Raw genomic sequence first — 22,401 nt, 5'->3', positions numbered from 1 at the left:
TACCATGTCTTCGCTTCAATCTCTCGATATCGCCAAGCGGTCGGCAACGACCGCGACGACGCCGGTGGCGCGTACCCACAAGGCCGAAGTCGCCAAGCTGATCGACGTCTCCAGCTGCATCGGCTGCAAGGCATGCCAGGTGGCGTGCATGCAGTGGAACGACCTGCGCGACGACATCGGCGAAACCCACGGCACCTACGACAACCCGCGCGACCTGACGCCGCAGTCGTGGACGGTCATGAAGTACTCGGAAGTCGTCACCCAGACGCCCGACGAGGGTGACCGCCTGGAGTGGCTGATCCGCAAGGATGGCTGCATGCACTGCGACGAACCGGGCTGCCTGAAGGCATGCCCGGCGCCGGGCGCGATCGTCAAGTACACCAACGGCATCGTCGACTTCATCAGCGAGAACTGCATCGGCTGCGGCTACTGCGTCGCCGGCTGCCCGTTCGACGTGCCGCGCATCAGCAAGGTGGACTCGAAGGCCTATAAATGCTCGCTGTGCGCGGACCGCGTGGCAGTGAACATGGAGCCGGCCTGCGTCAAGATCTGTCCTACCGGCGCCATTCGTTTCGGCACCAAGGAAGACATGATCGAGTACGCGGGCGACCGCGTGGTCGACCTGAAGGAGCGCGGTTACCAGAACGCGGGCCTGTACAACCCGGCCGGCGTCGGCGGCACGCACGTCATGTACGTGCTGCAGCACGCCGACAAGCCGAACCTGTACGCCGGCCTGCCGGAAAACCCGACCATCAGCCCGACCGTGGCGCTGTGGAAAGGCGTGGCCAAGCCGCTGGGCGTGGCCGCGATGATCGGCGCCGCCGTGGCCGGTTTCTTCCACTACATGAAAGTGGGTCCGATCGAGACCCATGTGGACGAACCGCCGGTGCAGCCGACGCCTGACGCGGACCAGCGCGATGCAGTGCGCGATGAACCGCGCGTTTAAGGAGAAGAACCATGTTTATCACTCGCTATCGTGACCGCACGCGGATGAACCACTGGGCCGTGGCCCTGCTGTTCATCTGCGCGGGATTGACCGGGCTGGCATTGTTCCATCCTTCGATGTACTTCTTCAGCGTCTTCTTCGGCGGCGGTTACTGGACCCGTGTGCTGCACCCGTTCTTCGGGCTGCTGATGGTGCTGGGTTTCGTGTTCCTGTTCTTCGCCGTGGTGCGCGACAACTTCTGGACCAAGTCCGATACGGAATGGGTCAAGAAGGCGCCGAAGATGGTGACCACCGGCGACGAGCACCACATGCCGCCGGTGCACAAGTACAACGCCGGGCAGAAGGGCGTGTTCTGGGTGTTCGCGGTCAGCCTCGTGCTGCTCCTGATCACCGGCTTCATGTTCTGGCAGCCATGGTTCGCGGACTTCTTCCCGATTCCGCTGCGCCGCATCGCCATGCTGGTGCATGCGGTGGCAGCGTTCGCGCTGGTGCTGAGCGTGATCGTCCACGTGTACGCCGCCATCTGGGTCAAGGGCTCGTTCCGCGCCATGACCCGTGGCACAGTGCACGCGGACTGGGCAAAGTCGCACCACCCGCTGTGGTATAAGGAAGTCACGCAAGCCACGCAGGACAGCGCCACGCGCAAGAAACCTTAAGGACTTCACTGCTCTATGAGTGTTACCAAAGCAACACCGCTGCTCAGCCCGGAAGAAATCGCGGTCCGGTCCGGGCAGCAGATGCCCTACCTGCACCTCCCGGTGCGGGCGGAGCTCTTCGCCACCCGTGAAACCCGCCTGCGCGAGCTGGCGGCCGGGCATGCGATGCGCGACTTCCTGCTGTTCGCCGCCGAACTGGCGCGCGTCCAGCATGAAGTCCTGCAGGACTACCCGGCCGTGGCGCTGCCCGGCGGCGACGACTTGCTGGCCGCCGGCCGCGCCGCCCAGGCGCCGCTGCCGGCGCCGCTGTGGCCGCGTGACCCGGCCTGGCGTGCGGCCTTGCGCCGCATGCTGGAGCTGCTGGCCCCGCGCCTTTCGGGCAGCCCGGCCCAGGCGGCCGTGCAGGACTTGCTGGCCGCCAGTGACGACCATCTCGAAGGCCAGGCCGAACTGCTGCTGCAAGGCGCAGCCGGCCTGGACATGAGCGCGGCGCCGCTGGTGGCGGCCGGGCTGCAGGTCTACTGGAGCCATATGGTACTGGCGGTCCAGCAGGCCCATGGCGCGGCGCGCCAGGAACCGTTCGGGCGCACGCTCGACGTGACCCTGTGCCCATGCTGCGGCAGCCTGCCGACGTCGTCGGTCACCAGGCTGGATGCCGGCGGCAGCAACTTCCGCTACCTGAATTGCTCGCTGTGCTCGACGCAGTGGCATATGGTGCGGGTCAAGTGCAGCCACTGCCAGTCGACCAAGGGCATCCACTACCACTCGCTGCAGGCGCTGGCCACCGATGGCGCGCAGGAAGACACGGCGCAGGCATCGGTGCAAGCCGAAACCTGCGACGAGTGCGGCCACTACCTCAAGATCGTGCGCATGGAGAGAGATCTCCACGTCGATCCGGTGGCGGACGACGTGGCCACCCTGACGCTGGACATCCTGGTGTCGGAAGCCGGCTACCAGCCGCATGGCGTCAACCTGTTGCTGCTCACGGGCGGCGAAGAAGAGCCGTCGGATGACGACGGCGCATCCAGTCAATCAAGGAGTAATTGATCATGTCGCTCGACGAGTCCGTGGTCCACGGCTCGAAGGCGACAGTCAAGGATCTGCCTTCGATCGATAAACTGCTGCGCCTGCCATCCGTGCAGGCGCTGGTTTCCAGTCACGGCCATACCCTGGTCGCGGCGGAAGCGCGCGCGCAAGTGGACTCCCTGCGCGCGCAGGCCCTGGCAGGCGTGCTCCCCGCGAGCGCGCTGTCGCCGGAGGCGCTCGGCCAGTCTCTGGCCGGGCGTATCGCCGGACGCCTGGCGCCGAATATGCGCCGGGTGATCAACCTGACCGGCACGGTCATCCATACCAATCTCGGACGCGCCGTCCTGCCGCAAGCGGCAATCGACCACCTGGTCGCGATGATGGCCGGACCGAACAATCTCGAATACGACCTGGACAGCGGCTCACGGGGCGATCGCGACAGCATCGTCGAAGGCCTGCTGTGCGAGATCACGGGCGCCGAAGCCGCGACCGTGGTCAACAACAATGCCGCCGCCGTCCTGCTGTCGCTGGCGGCGCTTGGCGGCGGACGCGAGGCGATCGTCTCGCGCGGCGAGCTGGTGGAAATCGGCGGCGCCTTCCGCATGCCCGACGTGATGGCCAGCGCCGGCGCCCACATGGTCGAAGTCGGCACCACCAACCGCACCCACCTGGCGGACTACGAACGGGCGATCAACGAGCGCACGGCGCTCTTGATGAAGGTCCATACCAGCAACTACGCGGTGCAGGGCTTCACCAGTTCGGTGTCCGAAGCGGAACTGGCGCCATTGGCGCGCGCGCGCAACGTCGCCCTGGTCAGCGACCTGGGCAGCGGTTCGCTGATCGACATGGGTAAATACGGCCTGCCGCAGGAACCGACGCCGCAGCAGATGCTGGCGGCCGGCTGCGACGTGGTCACCTTCTCGGGTGACAAGCTGCTGGGCGGGCCGCAGGCCGGCCTGATCGTCGGCTCGAAGGAATTTGTCACCCGCATCCGCAAGTTCCCGATGAAGCGCGCTCTGCGCCTGTCGAAACTACCGCTGGCGGCGCTGGAAGCGACCCTGCGGCTCTACCTGCAGCCCGAACTGCTGGTGCGCGACCTGCCGACGCTGCGCTGGCTGACCCGCACCCAGGAGCAGGTGGGCGCGACGGCGAACGCCCTCCTGACGCCACTGCGCGAGGCGCTGGCGCCGCGCTATACGGTGACGCTGGAGACGATGCTGAGCCAGATCGGCTCGGGCTCGCTCCCGATCGACCGACTGCCGTCGAGCGGGGTGGCGATCGCGCCGAACCTGTCGGGCAAGCGCGGCATGGGCACGGCGCTGGACAGCCTGGCCGAGGCGCTGCGCGCCTTGCCGCTGCCGGTGATCGGCCGCATCGCCGACGACCGCCTGCTGCTCGACTGCCGCTGCATCGACGACCCGGCCGAGCTGATGGGACAACTGGGCGCATTGCGCGCGGCGCTCGTCGAAGAACAAGAACGGACGTGAAGGATTTCGCATGATCGTCGGCACTGCCGGACACATTGACCACGGCAAGACCGCGCTGGTGCGCGCGCTGACCGGCATCGACGCCGACCGCCTGCCGGAAGAAAAAAAGCGCGGCATCACCATCGAACTGGGCTATGCCTGGATGCCGCTCGAGGATGGCGGCCGTATCGGCTTCGTCGACGTGCCGGGCCACGAAAAACTGGTGCGCACCATGGTGGCCGGCGCCAGCGGCATCGATTTCGGCCTGCTCCTGATCGCGGCCGACGACGGTCCGATGCCGCAGACGATCGAGCATGCGACCATCCTCTCCCTGCTGGGCGTGCGGCGCGGCGCCGCCGTGATCACCAAGATCGACCGCGTCGACGCCGACCGCCTGGCCGAGACCGAGGCAGCGGTCGCCGGCCTGCTGGCCAGCGCGGGTCTCGTGGATTATCCGGTGCTGAAAGTGTCGAGCATCCGCGGCGACGGCATCGATGACCTGCGCGCACTGCTGGTGCGGGCGCTGCAGGCGGCGCCCGGCGATGGCGTGCCGGGCGCGGGCTTTCGCATGGGCCTGGACCGCGCCTTCACGCTCGACGGCGTGGGCACCGTGGTCGCAGGCAGCGTCTCGAGCGGCAAGGTCGGCATCGGCGACGGCCTCTCGCTGGCCGCCGCGCCGGACAAGGAATACCGTGTGCGCAGCCTGCAGGTGCACAGCCGGGCGGCGCAAGCGGCCCACGCCGGCCAGCGCTGCGCCGTCGGCCTGGCCGGCCTGGAACGCAGCGACGAGCTGCGCGGCCAGGTACTGTGCGACCCGGCGATTGCGCTCACGACCGGGCGTATCGACGTCTGGCTGCAGGTGGCGGCGACCGAGGAACGTGCGCTGCGCTCCGGCACCCTGGTGCACCTGCATGCCGCGACCCAGGACTGCATGGCCACCGTGGCCGTACTGGGCCAGCCCTCGATCGCGCCTGGCGCCGCGGCGCCGGCGCAGCTGGTGCTGCACAAGCCGGCCAACGTCTGGCACGGCGACCGCTTCATCTTGCGCGACGCCTCGGCGATCCGTACTGTCGCCGGTGGCGCGGTGCTCGATCCCCTGGGCTTGGCGCGCTACCGCCAGACGCCGGAACGGCTGGCCTACCTGGAGACCCAGCGCGCCGAGGATCCGATGGTCCGCCTGCTGGGCGCGCTGGCCCAGGCGCCGTATGGCGTCAACGGCGCGACCTGGCTGAGGAGCAGCGGCCTGGCGCGCTGGCCGTTCGACCTCGAGAACGTGCCGGACATCGTGGTCGGCGCCGGCGGCGAATGGCTGGTCTCACGCGCGCGGCTGCAGGAGAACGAAGCCGGCCTGCTGCGCGCGCTGGGCGACTTCCATGCGAAATACCCGGACGAGATCGGCCCCGATCTGCTGCGCGCGCGCCGCCTGGCCGCGCCGCGGATGCCCGAGGCGCTGTGGCTGCAGCTGACCGAACACATGATCGCGGCCGGCGGCATCAGTCGCCGCAACGGCTTCCTGCACCTGCCGGAGCACGGCGTGGCGCTGCGCGCGGCCGAGCAGGTGGTGGCCGAACACGCGCTGCCGAAACTGCTGGACGGCCGCTTCGACCCGCCCTGGGTGCGCGACATCGCCCAGACCGCGCGCCTGCCCGAAGTGCAGGTGCGCCAGGTGCTGGGCCGCATGGCGCGCGGCGGCGACGTCTACCAGGTCGTCAAGGACCTGTTCTACCATCCGGCCGTGATGCAGCAGGCCGCCGACCTGGTGCGCCGCCTGGCGCGCGAGGATGCCCAGGGCCAGGTCACGGCGGCGCGCTTCCGCGACGAAACGGGCCTGGGCCGCAAGCGCGCGATCCAGATCCTCGAGTTCTTCGACCGCATCGGCTTCTTGCGCCGGGTCGGCGACGTACACCTGCTACGGCCGGGGACCTTGCTGTTTCCGCCGCAGGACTAGCAGGCCGCCGGCGCCGGCCAGCAGCAGGGCGAGTGGGTCCGGTTCGGGCACCTCCGTGGCATCCACGAAGGTGAAGTCGTCCATCGCGTAGGACCCCTGGGCGCCGGTGCGCACGACCACCGCATCGATCGCGCCGTCCCAGCCGGCGTCCAGGAAGGCCGACGTTCCCGAGAGTTGCAGCAAAGCCGAGCTGGCGACCAGCTGGCCGGCGAAGTAGAGGTCGAAACGCACGCTGCTGTCTTCATAGCCCGAGAACCAGGCGCCGTTGAACACCGTCGGCGCCAGGAAACGGATGGTGCTCGCGATCGGTCCGCCGTCGATCCAGTCGGTCGTCACCTGGCCCATCCCCGAGCGGGGCGTGAACGGCGCGCTTTGCGCGGTAAACACGTTCAGGCCGGACGCCGACCAGTCGAGGCCGCCGTAGTTGCCGGGCACGGCGGCGAAACCGTCGGGGCCGACGATGTCGTCGAAGTTCAGCACGGCGGCCGAGGCGAATGGGGCGCACAGCGACATGGCGGCAGCGACCGCGAGATGGCGAATCATCGATTGCATGGAAATTCCTTTCATTGCTAGTCTAGATGCGGCCCAGCGCCGGGTCGCTGACCGTGTGGCGGCCAGTTTCGACGCGGCCGGCGAAGCGGCGCAGGTAATCGGGCTGGCCGGAAACCATGGCGCTGAAGTCGTACCAGTAGTCGTTGCCCGCCACGGGAATGCGCACCGTCAGTTCGGTGCGCGGCGCCAGGGTGTGCTGCTGGCGTAGCTGCGCATAGGCGTTGGCGGCCAGGTTGAAGGTGCAGGGCGCGACGCCGCCATTGATGAGGCGCAGCACCAGCTCCCCGGTCGCGGCGTCGCAGCGCACCTGGACGTCGGGACGCGGCTGGCCCGCAGCCACGGCGCGCAGCGCGCTGCCGGTGAAATGACGGTGGTAGCCGTTCGGCCCCAGCACCCACAGGTCATAGGCGCCGCCGACCGCCGGTGTCCAGACGTCCGCCAGCGATTTGCCCGCTTCGACCGTGTAGCGGCGCGGGATGGCGGCCAGGTTCTTGCGGTCGTAGACGTGGAACACCGCGCCCTGGCGGCCGGTGTTGATGAAGTTCAGCGCCACCCGCGCAGCCGCCATCGTGGCGCCGGGCTGAATGTCGCAGCTGGTGGCCAGCTCATACGGCAGCGCGCGCGAGGGGCGCGTGCCCGCGGCCTGGACGGGCATCTGCGGCGCGGACGGCGCCGGGATCTGCGGCAGCCTTTGCTGGGCGGTGCGCAAGGCGTCCGCCTCGCCCCTGCTCTTGCGGCCGGAGAGCACCGGCAGCGGCTCGTCGTTGGGCGACACGAAGTTGAAGGCGCTGGTCAGGTCGCCGCAGACGGCGCGGCGGAAGGGGCTGATGTTCGGCTCCTTCACGCCGAAGCGCGCTTCCAGGAAGCGCAGCACCGACGTGTGGTCGAACACCTGCGAATTGACCCAGCCGCCGCGGCTCCATGGCGAAATCACGTACATCGGCACCCGCGGGCCCGGGCCGTACACGCGGCCGTCCGGCGCCGGCTGCCTGGTGCTGCCGGGAGGGCGCGGATGCGTGAAGTATTCGTGCGCCAGGTCGCCCGGCGCCAGCGTGGTCTTGCCGGCGTAGCCGCCCTTGCCGTCGGGCGAGGGCGCCGACGGGGAGGGCACGTGGTCGAAGTAGCCGTCGTTCTCGTCGAAGTTGACGATCAGGACGGTCTTGCTCCAGACCTCGGGGTTGGCGGTCAGGGCGTCCAGCACCTCCTGCAGGAACCAGGAACCCTGCACCGGGCTCGACGGGCCGGGATGTTCGCAATAGATCGACGGCGCGTTGATCCAGGATACTTGGGGCAGCTTGCCCTCGCGGATGTCGCGCCTGAAGGCGTCCAGGTACTGCTCGGGGCGGGTACCCGGCAGGGTATTGGCGATACCCTTGTAGAGCGGATTGTTCGGGTTGTCCGTCGCCGCGTCGTAGGCCTTGTAGGGCAGCGACTGGCCGGTATTGGTGTAGGGCTGGCCGGGGGCGCCGCCGCTGGACACCGGATAGCCCGACGCGATATTGGCGCGCCTGAACTGGCGGAAGGCGCCCAGCATATTGTCGCCCCATTCGTCGGGCATGTTCTGGTAGCTGATCCACTTGACGCCGGCCGCTTCGAGGCGCTCCGCATACGTGGTCCAGGTGTAGCCGGTATTCACGCCACCCGGCAGGCCGTCGATGGCATCCCATTCGTTGGTGACGAAGGCCGTGCCGGTCGGCGCCGCGCCATTGGTGCCGGTCAGGAAGAACGCGCGGTTGGCGTCGGTGCCGGTGTGCATCGCGCAGTGGTAGGCGTCGCACAGGGTGAAGGCATTGGCCAGCGCGAAGGCGAAGGGGATTTCGCTTTCCTTGAAATAGCCCATCGAGATGGGATTCTTGTAGCGTGGCCATTGGTCCATGCGGCCGTTGTCCCAGGCCAGCTGGCTGTCGAGCCAGTCGTGCGGCGTGCCGTTGGCGCGCTGGGCATTGCCCTTGCTGCCGTCGAGGTGGAACGGCATCATCAGGTTGCTGTTGCCCATGCGCTGCTGCCACACGTTGCGGCCTTCCGGCAGTGGAATCGGGAAGCGGTCGCCGAAGCCGCGCACACCGGCCAGCGTGCCGAAGTAATGGTCGAAGGCGCGGTTCTCCTGCATCAGGATCACCACGTGCTCGACGTCGCGGATGGTGCCGGTGGCATTGTTGGCGGGGATGGCGAGCGCGCGCTGGATGGCGGGCGGGAAGGCGGCATAGGTGGCGGCGGCGATGCCGGCGCGGGCGCTGTTGCCCAGGAATCTGCGGCGTGAAGTCATGACGGTCATCCGGAAAGTGGCTTTGATTGCAATAAATATTGCCGTTCAATATTGATTTGTCGACACGTTTTACTCGACTGCCGCCAGCGTAAACATCGTGTGTGACGACCCGATGACAGATCGCCAATTCCGTCACCGGATGGGTTACCATCCCAGTGGCCAGCCACCGTCCCCGCCATTGCCCATGAGGTCGATCCAGATGAAAGCCGCAGTTGCCGTCGTCGCCGTCTGGCTCTCCAAGAGCGATGCAGCGCTCGCCTGTGAGCGCAGCGGCGCGGTCGTCGGTGTCCAGTATGTTGTCGGCGAGCGGCTGCCCGAGCGGGTGGAAGCCGGGGTCACGAATCCGCTGGAACGGATGATGACGGGCTTGCCGCGTCTCGTAGAGATCAATTCGGTCACCAGCCACGGCGTCGCGAGCTTCGAGCTGGCGTTCGAGGGCGGCGCGACCGATGACGACCTGGCGCTGGTCGGGAGGCGCGTCGACGCCTTTGACGCGGAGCGCCGGAGAGCCGTGCAGGGGAGCGAGGCGGGCACCGTCCGCGTGTTTCTCACGTCCGCGTGCATGGGCAAGTGGCCCTGGCGCGACGTCGGGCCGTCGGGCGCGCGCAGTGGCTGGTGAGGCGGAAGCGATCTGCACCTGTCGATTCGGGCGGCGCTCCGGTATCATGCTGGGATGAATCAGATTTCTTCCCCACCCTTCGTCATTGGCGTCGCCGGCGGCAGCGGCAGTGGCAAGTCGACGGTGACGCAGCAAGTGCTGTCGTCGTTCGGCACCGATCTCGTCTCCGTCGTCATGCAGGACGACTATTACCGCGACCAGACCCATCTCACCATGGAAGAGCGGCGCGAGCAGAACTACGACCACCCGCAAGCCTTCGACTGGCCGCTGCTGGTCGAGCACGTGCGCGCCTTGCGTAACGGCGAATCGATCGCGATGCCGATCTACGATTTCACGGTGTCCAACCGTACCGACCAGACCATTCCCGTCAAGCCGGCCCCGGTGATCGTGATCGAGGGCCTGTTCGCCCTGTACGACGCCGACCTGCGCGACATGATGTCGCTGAAAATCTTCGTCGACACCGCGCCCGACGTGCGCTTCATCCGCCGGCTCCAGCGCGACGTCGCCGAACGCGGTCGTTCGCTCGACAGCATCGTCGGCCAGTACATGGACACGGTGCGCCCGATGCACAAGCAATTCATCGAGCCGACCAGGCGCAAGGCCGACGTGATCCTGCCGCATGGCGCCAACGGTCCGGCGATCGACGTCATCACCACCAAGGTGGCGAGCGTCCTCGGCCAGCTGCAGATCCTGGAACGCCGTTCCAGTCCGGCACTGGATTGAATTGCCCGCAAGAGGTAAAATGCGGTCTCTTCGGAAGGAAATCGTCCCTGGTGGGGCGGCTGGGCTTCAAACCCAGTTGGTGGCGCCATGCGTCGCCGGGTGGGTTCGACTCCCGCATCCTTCCGCCACGCCGTTGCTTCTCAGATTCTTCCCCTGACCAAGACCATGCTCATCCTCGGCTTCGACTATCCGGACGACTGCTACTTCGATCTCGAGAACGATATGTGGTGCCGCGACCTGGGCGACGGCCGCATGCAGGTCGGCGTCAGCGCCTTTGGCGTCAAGATCAGCGGTAATTACTTCTATATGTGCCGGCCGAAGCCGGTCGGCACCGAGCTCGAACAGGGCAAGACCATGGGCGTCGTCGAGCTGAGCAAGACGGTGGTGACGATCAAGGCGCCGGTCTCGGGCGTCGTGGTCGAGATCAACGGGCTGCTCGAAGACAAGCCCGAACTCATCAACCAGGACCCGTATGGCAAGGGCTGGATCGCCGTGGTCCAGGCCAGCGATTGGGAACAGGACCGCACGCGGCTGGCGCATGGCGCCACCCTGGTCGAACAGGCGGAACGCCGCATGCGGCTGGAGCCGGTCGACGACTGGATCAAGCCGTGAGCACGCAGGAGCGCGGACTGGCCATCCTGGTCTGGTCGTGCGACCTGTCGCGTTCCGAACTGCTGGCTACCCCGTTCATGACCGCGCAAGCGGCGGCGGCGCTCGACATGCGGGTCAAGATGCTGTTTTCGAGCCAGTCGGTGCAATGGCTGCTGGCCGAGAACGCCGCGCGCCCGACCGGCTTCGGGGCCGAGCAGTGGCCGATCTCACGCCACCTGGAAGCGAGCGTCGAACTGGGCGTGGAAATTCGCGCCTGCACCCAGGCGCTGCACGCCAGCGGCGCCGACCGCGCCAGGCTGGTGCCGCACTGCGCCGGAGTCGAAGGCATGGTGTCGTTCGTCGAGCAGGGCAGCGCGCCGGGCTGGCGCATGCTGGTCTTCTAGATCGCGACCATCGCGCGTTCTTCGGGACGCAGCGTCAGCACCGCGACCCCACTGGCCGTGACGGCCACCGTGTGCTCGAACTGCGCCGACAAGGATCCGTCGCGCGTCACCACGGTCCAGCCATCGTCCTCGGTGCGCACGCTGCGGCCACCCCGGTTGAGCATGGGTTCGATGGTGAACACCATGCCCTCGCGCAGCGTGAGTCCCGCGCCCTTGGTCCCGAAGTGCAGCACCTGCGGCTCCTCGTGCATCTCGCGCCCGATGCCGTGGCCGCAATATTCGCGAACCACCGAGCAGCCATTGCGCTTGGCATGGCGCTCGATCGCCCAGCCGACGTCGCCCAGCGTGGCGCCGGGCCGAACCGCGCGGATGCCCTTCCACATCGCCTCGTAGGTGGTCTGCACCAGCCGGCGCGCGTCCAGGTCGACCGCGCCGACCAGATAGGTCTTGCTGGAGTCGGCGATATAGCCGTTCTTTTCGAGGGTGATGTCGAAGTTCACGATGTCGCCGTCCTTCAGCACCTCGCCGGCCGACGGCACGCCGTGGCAGACCACGTGGTTGATCGACGAATTGAGCACGAAACCGTAGTCGTACTGGCCCTTGCTGGCCGGCCGCGCGCCGAGCTCGTCGACGATGAAGCGTTCGACGAGGGTGTCGACCTCGAGCGTGGTCATGCCGGCCAGGGACAGCTGGTCGAGCATCCCGAACACGGACGCCAGCAGGCGGCCGGATTCGGCCATCAGCGCCAGCTCATGCGGTTGTTTGGTCATGCCGCGCTCAGGGTGAGGGGCGGCGCCGACACGCCGGCGGCGGCCAGCTCGCGTTGCACGATCTCGTTGAAGCTGAGGGTGGGGTTGGTCTCGCACAGCATGCCGATCTTGATCCAGAACGCGGCTTGCGCGTTGATCGAGCGGCACGAGACCCTGGTGGCGAGGCGGACCTGGTCGTGCAGGTCGTCTTCGATGTTGACGATGCCCATGGTGAAGCTCCCAATATATGATTCGTATAGGGATTGTATACGTTCCATATATTAAGTCAACGCCGTCCTCGAATGTGAAAATGGCGCCGGGATCGCTCCCGGCGCCATTCACGCCGGCCGGATGCCGCTTACAGCGAGCGCAGGAACGCCATCAGCTCGTCGCGCTGGGCTTTCGCCAGCTTCGCGAAGCGGTTGCGCGCCGCGGCGGCTTCGCCGTCGTGCCACATGATCGCTTCGGTCAGGTTGCGCGCGCGGCCGTCATGCAGGTAGCCGACGGTGCCTTCGCGGTCCAGCACCTTGTCGGTGTAGCCCAGGCCCCACAGTGCCGGCGTGCGCCACATGCTGCCGCTGGCCTGGCCTTCCTTGTAGTCGTCGGCCAGGCCGGGACCCATATCGTGCAGCAGCAGGTCGGTGTAAGGACGGATCGTCTGGTCGCGCAGTTCCGCGAACAGGTGGTTCGAGCCGGTCTTCATCGACGCGGTGTGGCAGGCCACGCAGCGCATCGCCTCGAACAGCTTGGCGCCGGCGGCGACCTGGCGGCTGTCGACGTCCAGCTCCTCGATGGCCGAGACGCCTTTCGGGAAGCCGCTCGGCAGGCTGCGCTGGGCAGGCACGGCCAGCAGGGCCAAGTAGTTCGAGATCTGCTGCAGGTCGGCTTCCGAGATGCCGCGCTGCTTCGGCGCCGAGGCGCAGCCGGCCGGGTTGCTGTCGCAGCTGCGGTTCGGATAGACCGGCGAGGTCACCGACATGTCCTGCAGCAGCGCGCTGGCGGTCTGGTGACGCAGCGTCGCCTTCGAGGCTTTCCAGCCGAAGCGGCCGAGGTGCACCGCGCCGGTTTCCGGATCGAACACGAAGTTGGCCACGCCCTTGACGCCGTCCTGGTCGGCCGTGGTGCGCACCCGCGCCAGGATGTCGGCCTCGGGCACCGCTTCGAGCAGGCCGGTGCCGATCATCGGCTGGGCCGCGCGCAGCGACACGGTGTCCGGCGTCGGGCCGTCGAACACCAGCACCGGCTTGCGCAACTGCACATCGGTGCCGTCGGCCAGCTTGACGGTGCGCGTTTCGAACTCCTTCACGCGCACGCCGCCCCAGTTCTGCGGCGTGCCGGCCGCGGTGGAGGCGTTCATCTGCACCGTCGTGCCATAGGTCGGGTGCGGCAGCTGGGCGCCGTCCGCCGCGGTCCTGGCGACGCGCACGGCCATGGTGTCCAGGCGGCGGCCGATTTCAGGCGCCGCGCTGCGGCCGTTGTTGGTATGGCAGGCGATACAGGCCGACTGGCTGAAACGCTGGCCCTGGAGGCCGACCACGTTCGGATGCGGATCGTTGCCCGGCTCGTTGTGCTTGCCCGTGGTGAAGTTGGTGTGCACCAGGCGGCGCCCCTCGACGAAGCGTTGCATGTTCTGCATGCCGGTGTGGTTGTGCGGCTGCTGGAACATGAAACTGCCGTTGTCGCTGTAGTTATAGGACACCGAGCCGATGCCGCCCGACAGGGTGTCGAGGGGCAGCGGTGCGTTCATCAGGCGCGGCTGCACGCCATACCACGGACGCAGGCCCTGGCCGACCACATAGGTCCACTCGTTCGAGTAGTAGCGGATGCCGCCGAAGTCGCCCTTGGCCTGCATCGCCGCATTGGTCGAGAACATCGAGGGCGAGATTTCCACCACGTCGCCGGCCACCAGCGGACGGGCCTGGACGGTGCGGCCGTTCGGGAAGCCGTCGGAGTTCAGCTCCGCATGGCCCGGATAGGTCCAGTGCTGCAGGGCGCAGTCGCCGTTGGCCAGGTTCGCGTTGTACAGCGTGTTATTGCGCGGATACGGCGTCGGCGGGCAGATCGCGACCTTGTCGTTGACCAGCTGGCCCGGATTCATCCAGCCGAAGCCGGTGTCGCCCGGCCGGTCGAAGGCGCGGAAGAACGCCACGCCGCCCGGCAGGAAGTCCACCAGCGTGTACTGGTTGACGATCAGGACCGGACGGGTGTTGTTCGGCACGCGGCTGCGGTCGATGACCTCGACGCCCCAGGTGCGGTTCTGGTGGTATTGCGGCACGAAGGTCAGGTGGCGTCCCGGCGCCTTGTTGCGTGGCAGGCCGGTGGCGGGGTCGACCGTCTCGTTGGGGCCGTAGCCGATCTCGTTCCATTCCTCGCCGCGTTCGCGACCGTGGCGATCCTGGACGCGGGCGCCGAAGCGCGTCACCAGAGTACCGTCGGGCAGCGTGAACTGGAGCGACTCGATGGCGTCGTTCGAACCCGGCAACGGGGTCCAGCCATTGCCGTTGGCCGGGAATGCCTGGGCCGAGGTCGGCTACTCGGGGATGGTGTTGTCGCTGCCCGGCGTCTTGAACTCGACTTCCCACAGCGAATAGCCATACTGCGTCGCGCGCATCAGGCCCTGCAGGCGGACGTGCTTGGCGACGATATTGAGGTTGAAGAATTCCTCGATGCCGCCCTGGCCCTTGTCGACGATGCGCAGGTCGGTCCAGTTGACGTTGTCGTTCGAGGTCTGCAGCTTGTACTGCTTCGCATAGGAATTCTCCCAGTTCAGCTTGATGTAGCCGATAGGGGTCGGGCCGGCGAAGTCGAACTGGATCCAGCCGCCATTGCCATCCTCCTGGTGGCTGGCCCAGCGGGTGTTCGGCTTGCCGTCGATCGCCATCGAGGCGCTCATGCCGCCGTTCTCGGGTCGCGACGAGGTCGCGCCAGCCGGCTTGACCGGCACGCCCGGCTTGCTCAGGTCGACCGGGATCTCGGGAGAGGGTTCGGTCGGCGCGTCGGGGTCGGATGGGGTGCCGGTGAAGGCCTGGATCTCGAGGATCGAATAGCCATACTGCCCGGCGCGCTCGACGCCTTTCACGCGCAGGTAGCGGCCCTCGCCGGCGAAGCCTTTCAGGTCCTCGACGCCACCCTGGCTGTCGGTCACGGTCTTGATCGTGGTCCAGCTGTCGCCGTCCTCGGAGACCTGCAGTTCGTACTTGCGCGCGTGCGCGTTTTCCCAGTCGATGCGGACCCGGGTGATCACCACGCTTTCCGCGAACTCGAGCACGAAATCTTCGTCATTCGTGAACTTGCTGCCCCAGCGCGTGTTGCGGTCGCCATCGATGGCGAATCTGGCGTCGAGATCGTCCCGCTCGCGCGAGGTGGCGGTGGCGCCCTTCGGGGTAAGGGGCATTTCCGGCCCCTCGGCTGCCGCCGAAAAGGCCCTGAACAGGCTCTTGCTGGCGCTTTGCATGGAGGACATGGGCGATTCGCCATCTCCGCCACCGCCGCAGCCGGCAAGCAACATCGTGAGCGCGAGCGTCAGGCCGGGCATGCGGTAGCGGCCTGAGGACTGCCCGCGAGGCAGTAAGTTCATTTGATACTCCTTGGTTATCAATTTGCGATGGAAAACCTGCGCCGGCGGCAACCGCCGTCCGCACCGCGCAGGCCGTGCTCTTTCCGCGTGCCTCGCGAACCACTGACCGATTCCAACCCCGCCAGAATCAATCGGTGCTTCCCGGGCCGAGTTATGGTACCTCCCCCTAGAGACCAAGGGTAAATTGCTATAAGGCAACTTTTTAACGTTAAGATATCCGGCACGTCAATACCTGTCAAGCGCATGCCTCATGATCTACACAATGGAAGCGCTTTTGGATGCAGCATTTGGCGTTGACGGATGTGGAAGTCATCACCAATAATCACAGGTCATGCACATCCTGCGCACATCGTCGATGCTGGTCCGTCTGGTCCTGGCCTGGTTCGTCCTCACCCTGGGCGCCGCCAGTGCCGCACCCATGGTGCAGCCGGTCGCCATGGCGCTGGTGTGTTCCGAGGGCGGCGTCAAGGTCGTCCTCGTCGACGGCGACGGCGCCACCGTGCAGGCCAAGGGGCATACCCTCGATTGCCCGCTGTGCCTGCCCGCCGCCGCGCCGCCGCTGCCGGCAGCGCCGTGCATCCCGCCGCCACAGCCGGCAACTGCCGTGGTGCACGCACCCGCCGCCTTCCATGTCGCCGCCACGGCCGGTGCGCCGTTGCCGCCGCGCGGGCCGCCCGCACACACCTGACGTTGTCCCGCCGGCGGCAAGGCCGGCGCAGTCCTCATGCGCGCAGCGCGGCGTGGCCCGTCGGGGTTGCGCCTGCACGCCGCGCGCTTATCCAGAAGAGTCAGGAGTAGCAAGATGAATCAACGAGTTTCAACCAGCATCTCGCGGCGCGCCTTCGTGCTGTCCGGCGCGACCGTTGCGCTGGGGCTGCTTGCCGGTTGCAGCATGGGCAGTTCGGTCAGCTTCAACGGCACCGACATCACGGGCGCCGATTTCGGCCGCGATTTCCGTCTCAAGGATCCGACCGGACAGGAACGCACGCTGGCCGACTTCAAGGACAAGGTCGTGCTGGTGTTCTTCGGCTTCACCCAATGCCCGGACGTGTGCCCGACCGCGCTGGCGCGCGCGGCCGAGGTCAAGACCCTGCTCGGACCGGATGGCGACCGCCTGCAGGTGCTGTTCGTCAGCGTCGACCCGGAGCGCGACACGCCCGAGGTCCTGAATGCCTACACGGCCGCCTTCGATCCGACCTTCCTCGCCCTGTATGGCGACCCGGAACGCCTGGCCGAAACCGCGAAGGAGTTCAAGATCATCTACCAGAAGGTGCCGACCGGCGATTCCTACACCATCGACCACACCTCGGTCACCTATGCCTACGACACCAGGGGCAAGCTGCGCCTGAAACTGTCGCACAGCCAGTCGGCGATCGAGTACGCTGCCGACGTGCGCAAGCTGCTGCATGCCGCCTGAGTCATCCCCATTCAGATCAATCAAGGAGAACACCATGAACCACTTCATCCGCACCGCCGCCGCCGCCGCCATGCTGGTCGCCGTCGCCACTGCCGTTGCCACCCCGGCCCAGGCCCAGGCCAACGTCAGCGTCAAGGACGCCTGGGTGCGCGCCACCGTACCGCAACAGAAGGCGACCGGCGCCTTCATGCAGCTGCAAGCCGCCAGGGACAGCAAGTTCGTGTCGGCCAGCTCGCCGCTGACCCCGACGGTCGAAGTGCACGAGATGGCGATGCAGGGCGACGTGATGCGCATGCGCCAGGTGCAGTCCGTCGACCTGCCTGCCGGCAAAACCGTCGAGCTCAAGCCGGGCGGCTATCACATCATGATGATGAACCTGAAAGCCCAGGTGAAGGAGGGCGATACCGTGCCGTTCACCCTGGTATTCGAAGGCAAGGACGGCAAGCGCGAGCAGGTCGAGATCCAGGCGCCGGTGAAGGCCCTGAACAGCGCCGCCAGGCCGGCCCACGCCGGCCACTGACGAGGCGCCGCGTGCGGTGGTTGACTTGAAAACAACAATTATTGGTGGCGGTTTTCTGTAAAACCAATCGTGCGCGCGGGTCCGCTCCTTACAATCGCGGGATTGCCGACAGGTTTCCCGACAGGGGAAGCCGCGGCTTCATGCGAATGGAGCGGATATGCGAACAAGTCCTTCATGGTTGCCCGCCGGCCGTGGCGAATGGGCGCTGTTGGCGGCGCTGGCGGCCTGCTATCCGGCCAGCCTGGTGTTGCCCGCGGCCTGGGCGCGCGAGGGCGGCCTGCTGGAAAGCCTGCAGGTGCTGGTGCTGTGCAGCGGCTGCATCCTGGCGCTGCTGATGTATATGCGCACCCGGCCGGCGCGCGTGGCCATGCTGGCGCTGTGGGTCGCGCCGGTCTGGCTGCTGCTGGCGGGGCGTGAGCTCAGCTGGGGCAGGGCATGGTTGCCCGACCCGGCTAGCGCGACCGATACCCTGGCCGCGATGGCGCCCTGGTTCCCGCCGCTGGTCCGGTCCGGCGCCGCCGTGCTGCTGGCGGCCCTGGTGCTGGGTGCGGTGTATTACCGGATCGACGGGCCGCTGCGGGCCGCCTTCGCCCGGCGCATTCCCTGGATGGTCCTGATGGTGCTGCTGGCGGCGGCAATGGGGTCGACCTGCGCCGAGGGCCATATGTCCTGTCATCTCGATAGCGTCCTTCCCAGTGCCCAGATGTTCGAGGAATTGTGCGAGCTGCTGGCCTATGTCGCGCTATGGATGGTCCAGCATGTGGTTTTTGTGCATCAGATACCGGCAAAACGCGTGCCTGACGTCGTGCGTGCGCCCGCGGTGGCGCCCGAAGAAGTGAGTTGACAGCCCGGATTCCATAGCATGGACGGCAACTGGGACATTTTGCCCGTTTGTCTGCACCGCGATTTCCTCTAGGATGTCGGGTTTTGGGTAAGGACCGCCATCTTCGCACCGCGGTCGAGCGATCATGTCGAACGTCAAAGTTGTAGATTTAGAAACGGCGGCACCGGGCGACGGCGCCGTTGCCGGCCTGGCCCGCTACTGCTCGCAGTACTGGGCGCTGACCAAGCCGCGCGTCACGATGCTGACCGTGTTCTGCGCCGTCATCGGCAGCCTGCTGGCCAGCGACGGCTTCCCGGGCTGGGGCGTGCTGCTGTCCAGCGGCGCCGGCATCTGGCTGCTGGCCGGCGCCGCGTTCGCCGTCAACTGCCTGCTCGAGGCGCGGATCGATGCCCGCATGGCGCGCACCGCCCGCCGCGCGACCGCCAGCGGCAGCCTGAGCGCGCTGCAAACCGTCATCTTTTCGCTGGTGCTGGGCGCCGCCGGCGCCGCGCTGCTGTACACCCGGGTCAATCCGCTGACGATGTGGCTGACCCTGGCCACCTTCGCCGGCTATGCCTTCATCTATACGCTGCTGCTCAAGCCGAACACCCCGCAAAACATCGTGATCGGCGGCTTCGCCGGCGCCATGCCGCCGGCGCTGGGCTGGGCCGCGGTCGCCAATGCGGTGCCGATGGAGGCCTGGCTGCTGGTCCTGATCATTTTCTTGTGGACGCCGCCACATTTCTGGGCGCTGGCCATGTATCGGCGCGACGACTACGCCCGCTCCGGCCTGCCGATGCTGCCTGTCACGCACGGCATGGCGCACACCGGCCTGCAGGTGTGGCGCTACAGCCTGGCGCTGGCGGCCGGCACCGCGCTGCCGTGGGTGGTGGGCATGAGCGGGGTCGTGTACCTGGTGGCCGCCTGCGCGCTGAACGCCGTATTCCTGCGCTACGGCTGGCTGGTCCACAAGCGCTACAGCGACCAGATCGCGCGCAAATCCTTCGCCTGGTCGATCATGTACCTGGCGCTGCTGTTCGCGGCGCTGCTGCTGGATCATTTCATCGGGCTTTGAATCATCGCGGGCTGAGAGTTGCTATCATGGAAATTGTCAGTTTGAGTACGCTGGCGCACGGTAGGGTAGAACGTTAATATATTAAGCTGTTTGCATGACAGCGAGATACCAAACCCACCCCACCATGCGGGTGCGCGGCAATCCAGCGCATCTACCGACTCATCTGCCAAGCAAGCTGCCTGAAGGCTTGCCCGGCGAGCGCCGCCGCCACGAGCGCAACCTCAACACGCCGTCCAGCCTGCTCACCCCGGCCGACGTGCGCGACAGCGCCGACCTGGCCCGCCTGCTCGAACAGCTGGGCTGCGGCGACGACCTGATCGTGGTCTCGAACCGCGCCCCCTGCATCCATTCCCATACGCCCGACGGCATCGTCTCCCAGCGCCCCGCCGGCGGCCTGGTCACGGCGCTCGAAGCCGTGCTGGCCCAGGAAGGCGGATGCTGGATCGCGCACGGCAGCGGCGATGCCGACCGCGCCACCTGCGACGAGCGCGACCACGTGCGCAAGCAATACCTGGACGCTCCCTACCGCCTGCGCCGCCTGTGGCTGGACGAGGACGAAGTGGCCGGCTATTACGACGGCCTGTCCAACGAGGGGCTGTGGCCGTTGTGCCATCGCACCGACGTCGAGCCGAGCTTCCGCGCCGCCGACTGGGACCATTATGTGCAGGTCAACCGCCGCTTCGCCGAGGCCGTCGTGGCCGAAGCTGCGACCGCGCGTCCGGTGGTGCTGGTGCAGGATTACCACCTGGCGCTGGTGCCGCAGATGGTGCGCGAGCGCCTGCCCGAGGCCGTCATCGTGCTGTTCTGGCACATCCCGTTCCCGGCGCCGCAGCGCCTGGCACGCCTGCCGTGGCGCGAACAGGTAATGGCGGGCCTGCTGGCCAGCACCGTGGTCGGCCTGCAGACCCCGGCCGACGCGGCCAACTTCAGGCTGGCGCGCGCTGCCTGCGCTCGGGTCGAGGGCAGTGCTCACATCGATGCCTATCCGATCTCGATCGCCTGGCCCGGCCGCCAGGATCCGCCTGCGCCCGGCCTGGGCGACGACGTCCGGCGCCGCTTCGGCATTGCGCCAGGGGTGCGCCTGCTGGTCGGTGTCGACCGCATGGATTACACCAAGGGCATTCCCGAGCGGCTGCAGGCCTTCGAGCTGCTGCTGGAGGAGCGCCCGGAACTGCTGGGCCAGGTGACTTTGCTGCAGATCGGCGCGCCATGCCGTGGCGCCTTGCCGGCCTATCAGGAAATCTCACGCCAGGTGAAGGCGCTCACCGAGCGGATCAACGAGCGCTTCGGTAATGGCGCGTGGCGGCCGGTCGTCCTGCACGCCGCCAGCGCCAATGCGGCCACCGTCACCGACTGCTATCGCGCCAGCGACGTGTGCCTGGTCACGAGCCTGCACGACGGAATGAACCTGGTGGCCAAGGAGTTCGTGGCGGCGCGTAACGACCTGCGCGGTGCGCTGGTGCTCAGCCGCCAGGCCGGCGCCGCGGCCGAGCTGGAGCAGGCCTTGCTGGTCGAGCCGCGCGACATCGCCGGCATCGCCCGCGCCATCGGCCGCGCACTGGACATGCCGCCGCAGGAGCAGGCCACGCGCATGCGCGCGATGCGCGGGGTGGTGGGCCAGAACACGGTGTTCGGCTGGGCGGCCCGCCTGCTGGGCGACGGCGTGCGCGTCGCGGCGCGCCGTACGGCGCGCCCGGATCCGGCGCGTGCCGGCCAGTGGGGCTTGGCGTAGGCTAGGACCCGGGGCGCGGCGTTGCGGGCAGCAGGCCGGCGGCCAGTGCCCGCAGCGTGTCGCCGAAGCCGCCGCGCGCCCGCGCGTCGATCCGGGCGCTGGTGACCACCCTGGGCTGCGCGCTCCAGGCGAAACGGGCCCCGATGCTTTCCAGTGCGCGCACCAGCAGCACGTCTTCGTGGCAGTCGACGCAGGCGAATCCTCCCGCCGCCAGGTAGGCCTCGGCGCTCACGCCGAGGTTCGCCCCGTGGATGTGGCGATGGCCGTCGCGGTCCTGGTAGTCACCACTGAATCGTTCGCAGAGCACGGCGGCCTGCTCGCCATGCGCCGTCCAGTCCTCGACGCCGACCGATCCGCACACCACATCGGCGTCGAGCGCGATCTGCGCCGCCAGCCAGCCGGGCGCGACGCAGGTGTCGGCATCGGTGAATGCCAGCCAGCGCGCGCCGCTTTCCAGCAGGCGCCGGGCGCCGGCGGCGCGCGCGGCGCCGACCTGGCGCGCCGAGATTTCGCGCGACTCCAGGCGACAGCCCGCCGCCTCGAACAGCGCCTCATGCGTGACGACGACGTCCAGCGAGCGGTCGCTGCAGGCGTCGAGCACCACACAGACCCGCACTTCCTCTCCCGCCAGCGCCGGATGGCACGCCGCGCGCAGCAGAGCGTGCAGGCAGGCGTCGAGGCAGGCTTCCTCGTCATGGGCCGGGATGGCGACGCCGATCATGGCCGGCCTCCATGGGCGGTCCAGGTCTCAAGCACGAAATCCTGGTCACGATGCACCAGGCTGCGCCGCAGGCCGGGCATATCGCCGGCGGTCCGGTGCAGCGCTTCCGTGCCGCAGGCGCGGTCGTCGAAGTCGTGCAGGTAATGGCACATCGCCAACTCACCGTCGGGCGCCAGGCTGGCGGCGGCGCGGGCCAGCAGCGCGGCGGCTTCGGGTAGCGGAAAATAATAGGCCAGTTCGCTGATGACGATCAGGTCGAACGTCTCGCCATCGGGCCAGTCGTTCGGCAGGGTGCGTTGCTCGAAGCGTACCGCGTCGGCCAGGGCGGGCGGCAAACTCTTGCGCGCCGCATCGAGCGCGGCGGCCGCGCCGTCGCTGGCAAGCAGGCGTTCGCAGCGCGGCGCGAGGGCGGCGCTCAACGCGCCATTGCCGCAGCCGGGCTCGAAGACATTGCGGTAGTGCGGCCTGGCGAGGCTGGCGAGAAGGATGGCGCGCTTGCGCCGTTCGTACCAGGCGCCATGCACGTTCCATGGATCGTCGCTGGCGCTGTAAAGCGCCTCGAAGTGACGCAGGCGGGAGTCAGTCATGGT

The 22,401-nt window shown here is 67.7% G+C and carries 23 protein-coding genes and 1 tRNA gene; 16 read left to right on the top strand and 8 right to left on the bottom strand.

Annotated elements, in window-relative coordinates; genetic code table 11:
* Nucleotides 1–4: 4 nt before the first annotated feature.
* Genes fdxH through selB form a run of 5 tightly spaced genes read left to right on the top strand, consistent with a single transcriptional unit; the run spans nt 5 to nt 6,042 of the window.
* Nucleotides 5–946, top strand: coding sequence for a formate dehydrogenase subunit beta (gene fdxH, locus DIR46_RS00760; RefSeq protein WP_109343537.1), 942 nt, complete (start codon nt 5–7; stop codon nt 944–946).
* Nucleotides 947–957: 11 nt separating this feature from the next.
* The gene (locus tag DIR46_RS00755) at nt 958–1,602 is read left to right on the top strand and encodes a formate dehydrogenase subunit gamma (protein WP_109343536.1); all 645 of its coding nucleotides are present in this window, start codon (nt 958–960) and stop codon (nt 1,600–1,602) included.
* A 15-nt stretch (nt 1,603–1,617) separates the two neighbouring features.
* Nucleotides 1,618–2,649, top strand: a complete 1,032-nt coding sequence (gene fdhE / locus DIR46_RS00750) for a formate dehydrogenase accessory protein FdhE (RefSeq protein ID WP_109343535.1) — start codon at nt 1,618–1,620, stop codon at nt 2,647–2,649.
* Between the two features lie 2 nt (nt 2,650–2,651).
* Entirely contained in the window at nt 2,652–4,115 is a 1,464-nt protein-coding gene (gene selA, locus DIR46_RS00745; RefSeq protein ID WP_109343534.1) for an L-seryl-tRNA(Sec) selenium transferase, read from the top strand.
* Between the two features lie 10 nt (nt 4,116–4,125).
* Nucleotides 4,126–6,042: a selenocysteine-specific translation elongation factor gene (selB, locus tag DIR46_RS00740; protein ID WP_109343533.1), complete on the top strand. Its 1,917-nt coding sequence runs from the start codon at nt 4,126–4,128 to the stop codon at nt 6,040–6,042.
* Here selB and DIR46_RS00735 read toward each other — a convergent pair.
* Nucleotides 6,004–6,594: a PEP-CTERM sorting domain-containing protein gene (locus tag DIR46_RS00735; protein WP_162819354.1), complete on the bottom strand. Its 591-nt coding sequence runs from the start codon at nt 6,592–6,594 to the stop codon at nt 6,004–6,006. The genes selB and DIR46_RS00735 overlap by 39 nt on opposite strands.
* A 22-nt stretch (nt 6,595–6,616) precedes the next feature.
* Nucleotides 6,617–8,860, bottom strand: a complete 2,244-nt coding sequence (locus DIR46_RS00730) for a phosphocholine-specific phospholipase C (protein WP_109347856.1) — start codon at nt 8,858–8,860, stop codon at nt 6,617–6,619.
* Nucleotides 8,861–9,059: 199 nt separating this feature from the next.
* Here DIR46_RS00730 and DIR46_RS00725 point away from each other — a divergent pair, with 199 nt between their 5' ends.
* The 5 genes from DIR46_RS00725 (at nt 9,060) to DIR46_RS00705 (ending at nt 11,197) form a co-directional block, all read left to right on the top strand.
* Nucleotides 9,060–9,479 carry a hypothetical protein gene (locus DIR46_RS00725; protein ID WP_109343531.1) on the top strand — a complete coding sequence of 140 codons (420 nt, stop codon included), beginning with the start codon at nt 9,060–9,062 and terminating at the stop codon, nt 9,477–9,479.
* Nucleotides 9,480–9,533: 54 nt separating this feature from the next.
* Nucleotides 9,534–10,202 carry a uridine kinase gene (gene udk / locus DIR46_RS00720; RefSeq protein ID WP_109343530.1) on the top strand — a complete coding sequence of 223 codons (669 nt, stop codon included), beginning with the start codon at nt 9,534–9,536 and terminating at the stop codon, nt 10,200–10,202.
* A gap of 32 nt (nt 10,203–10,234) precedes the next feature.
* A tRNA-Sec gene (locus DIR46_RS00715) sits at nt 10,235–10,330 on the top strand.
* On the top strand, nt 10,290–10,814 hold the full coding sequence (locus DIR46_RS00710) for a glycine cleavage system protein H (protein ID WP_109343529.1): 525 nt from the start codon (nt 10,290–10,292) through the stop codon (nt 10,812–10,814). The genes DIR46_RS00715 and DIR46_RS00710 overlap by 41 nt, the downstream gene beginning before the upstream one ends.
* Nucleotides 10,811–11,197 (top strand): DsrE family protein, encoded by a 387-nt coding sequence (locus tag DIR46_RS00705; protein ID WP_109343528.1) that lies wholly within the window; start codon nt 10,811–10,813, stop codon nt 11,195–11,197. The genes DIR46_RS00710 and DIR46_RS00705 overlap by 4 nt, the downstream gene beginning before the upstream one ends.
* Here the strand turns inward: DIR46_RS00705 and map are convergent.
* From map to DIR46_RS27695, 4 genes are all read right to left on the bottom strand, one after another.
* Nucleotides 11,194–11,967: a type I methionyl aminopeptidase gene (map, locus tag DIR46_RS00700; RefSeq protein ID WP_109343527.1), complete on the bottom strand. Its 774-nt coding sequence runs from the start codon at nt 11,965–11,967 to the stop codon at nt 11,194–11,196. The genes DIR46_RS00705 and map overlap by 4 nt on opposite strands.
* A complete protein-coding gene (locus DIR46_RS00695; RefSeq protein ID WP_109343526.1) occupies nt 11,964–12,176 on the bottom strand; it encodes a ParD-like family protein in 213 nt (70 codons plus the stop codon). The genes map and DIR46_RS00695 overlap by 4 nt, the downstream gene beginning before the upstream one ends.
* Nucleotides 12,177–12,304: 128 nt before the next feature.
* Nucleotides 12,305–14,428: a di-heme oxidoreductase family protein gene (locus DIR46_RS00690; protein ID WP_307719119.1), complete on the bottom strand. Its 2,124-nt coding sequence runs from the start codon at nt 14,426–14,428 to the stop codon at nt 12,305–12,307.
* 48 nt (nt 14,429–14,476) lie between these two features.
* Nucleotides 14,477–15,523 (bottom strand): discoidin domain-containing protein, encoded by a 1,047-nt coding sequence (locus DIR46_RS27695; protein ID WP_307719118.1) that lies wholly within the window; start codon nt 15,521–15,523, stop codon nt 14,477–14,479.
* A 355-nt stretch (nt 15,524–15,878) separates the two neighbouring features.
* On the opposite strand from DIR46_RS27695, the gene DIR46_RS00685 reads away from it, so the two are divergent.
* From DIR46_RS00685 to DIR46_RS00660, 6 genes are all read left to right on the top strand, one after another.
* On the top strand, nt 15,879–16,211 hold the full coding sequence (locus DIR46_RS00685) for a DUF2946 domain-containing protein (protein ID WP_307719117.1): 333 nt from the start codon (nt 15,879–15,881) through the stop codon (nt 16,209–16,211).
* 114 nt (nt 16,212–16,325) lie between these two features.
* Nucleotides 16,326–16,940 carry an SCO family protein gene (locus DIR46_RS00680; protein WP_109343524.1) on the top strand — a complete coding sequence of 205 codons (615 nt, stop codon included), beginning with the start codon at nt 16,326–16,328 and terminating at the stop codon, nt 16,938–16,940.
* 34 nt (nt 16,941–16,974) lie between these two features.
* Nucleotides 16,975–17,460, top strand: a complete 486-nt coding sequence (locus DIR46_RS00675; RefSeq protein ID WP_109343523.1) for a copper chaperone PCu(A)C — start codon at nt 16,975–16,977, stop codon at nt 17,458–17,460.
* Nucleotides 17,461–17,617: 157 nt separating this feature from the next.
* Nucleotides 17,618–18,304: a hypothetical protein gene (locus tag DIR46_RS00670; protein WP_162819353.1), complete on the top strand. Its 687-nt coding sequence runs from the start codon at nt 17,618–17,620 to the stop codon at nt 18,302–18,304.
* Between the two features lie 124 nt (nt 18,305–18,428).
* Complete coding sequence (gene cyoE, locus DIR46_RS00665; RefSeq protein ID WP_229446447.1) at nt 18,429–19,358, top strand: heme o synthase; 930 nt, start codon at nt 18,429–18,431, stop codon at nt 19,356–19,358.
* A gap of 94 nt (nt 19,359–19,452) precedes the next feature.
* A complete protein-coding gene (locus tag DIR46_RS00660; protein ID WP_109343521.1) occupies nt 19,453–21,090 on the top strand; it encodes an alpha,alpha-trehalose-phosphate synthase (UDP-forming) in 1,638 nt (545 codons plus the stop codon).
* A gap of 1 nt (nt 21,091) precedes the next feature.
* On the opposite strand, the gene DIR46_RS00655 is transcribed toward DIR46_RS00660, so the two are convergent.
* Together DIR46_RS00655 and DIR46_RS00650 are read right to left on the bottom strand one after the other, a co-directional pair.
* The gene (locus DIR46_RS00655; RefSeq protein ID WP_109343520.1) at nt 21,092–21,811 is read right to left on the bottom strand and encodes a glycosyltransferase family 2 protein; all 720 of its coding nucleotides are present in this window, start codon (nt 21,809–21,811) and stop codon (nt 21,092–21,094) included.
* On the bottom strand, nt 21,808–22,398 hold the full coding sequence (locus DIR46_RS00650; RefSeq protein ID WP_109343519.1) for a methyltransferase domain-containing protein: 591 nt from the start codon (nt 22,396–22,398) through the stop codon (nt 21,808–21,810). The genes DIR46_RS00655 and DIR46_RS00650 overlap by 4 nt, the downstream gene beginning before the upstream one ends.
* Nucleotides 22,399–22,401 lie beyond the last annotated feature (3 nt).

It is taken from the genome of Massilia oculi (genome assembly GCF_003143515.1).
Classification (GTDB): Bacteria; Pseudomonadota; Gammaproteobacteria; order Burkholderiales; family Burkholderiaceae_D; genus Telluria; species Telluria oculi.
This window is presented reverse-complemented; position numbering and strand designations above follow the sequence as displayed.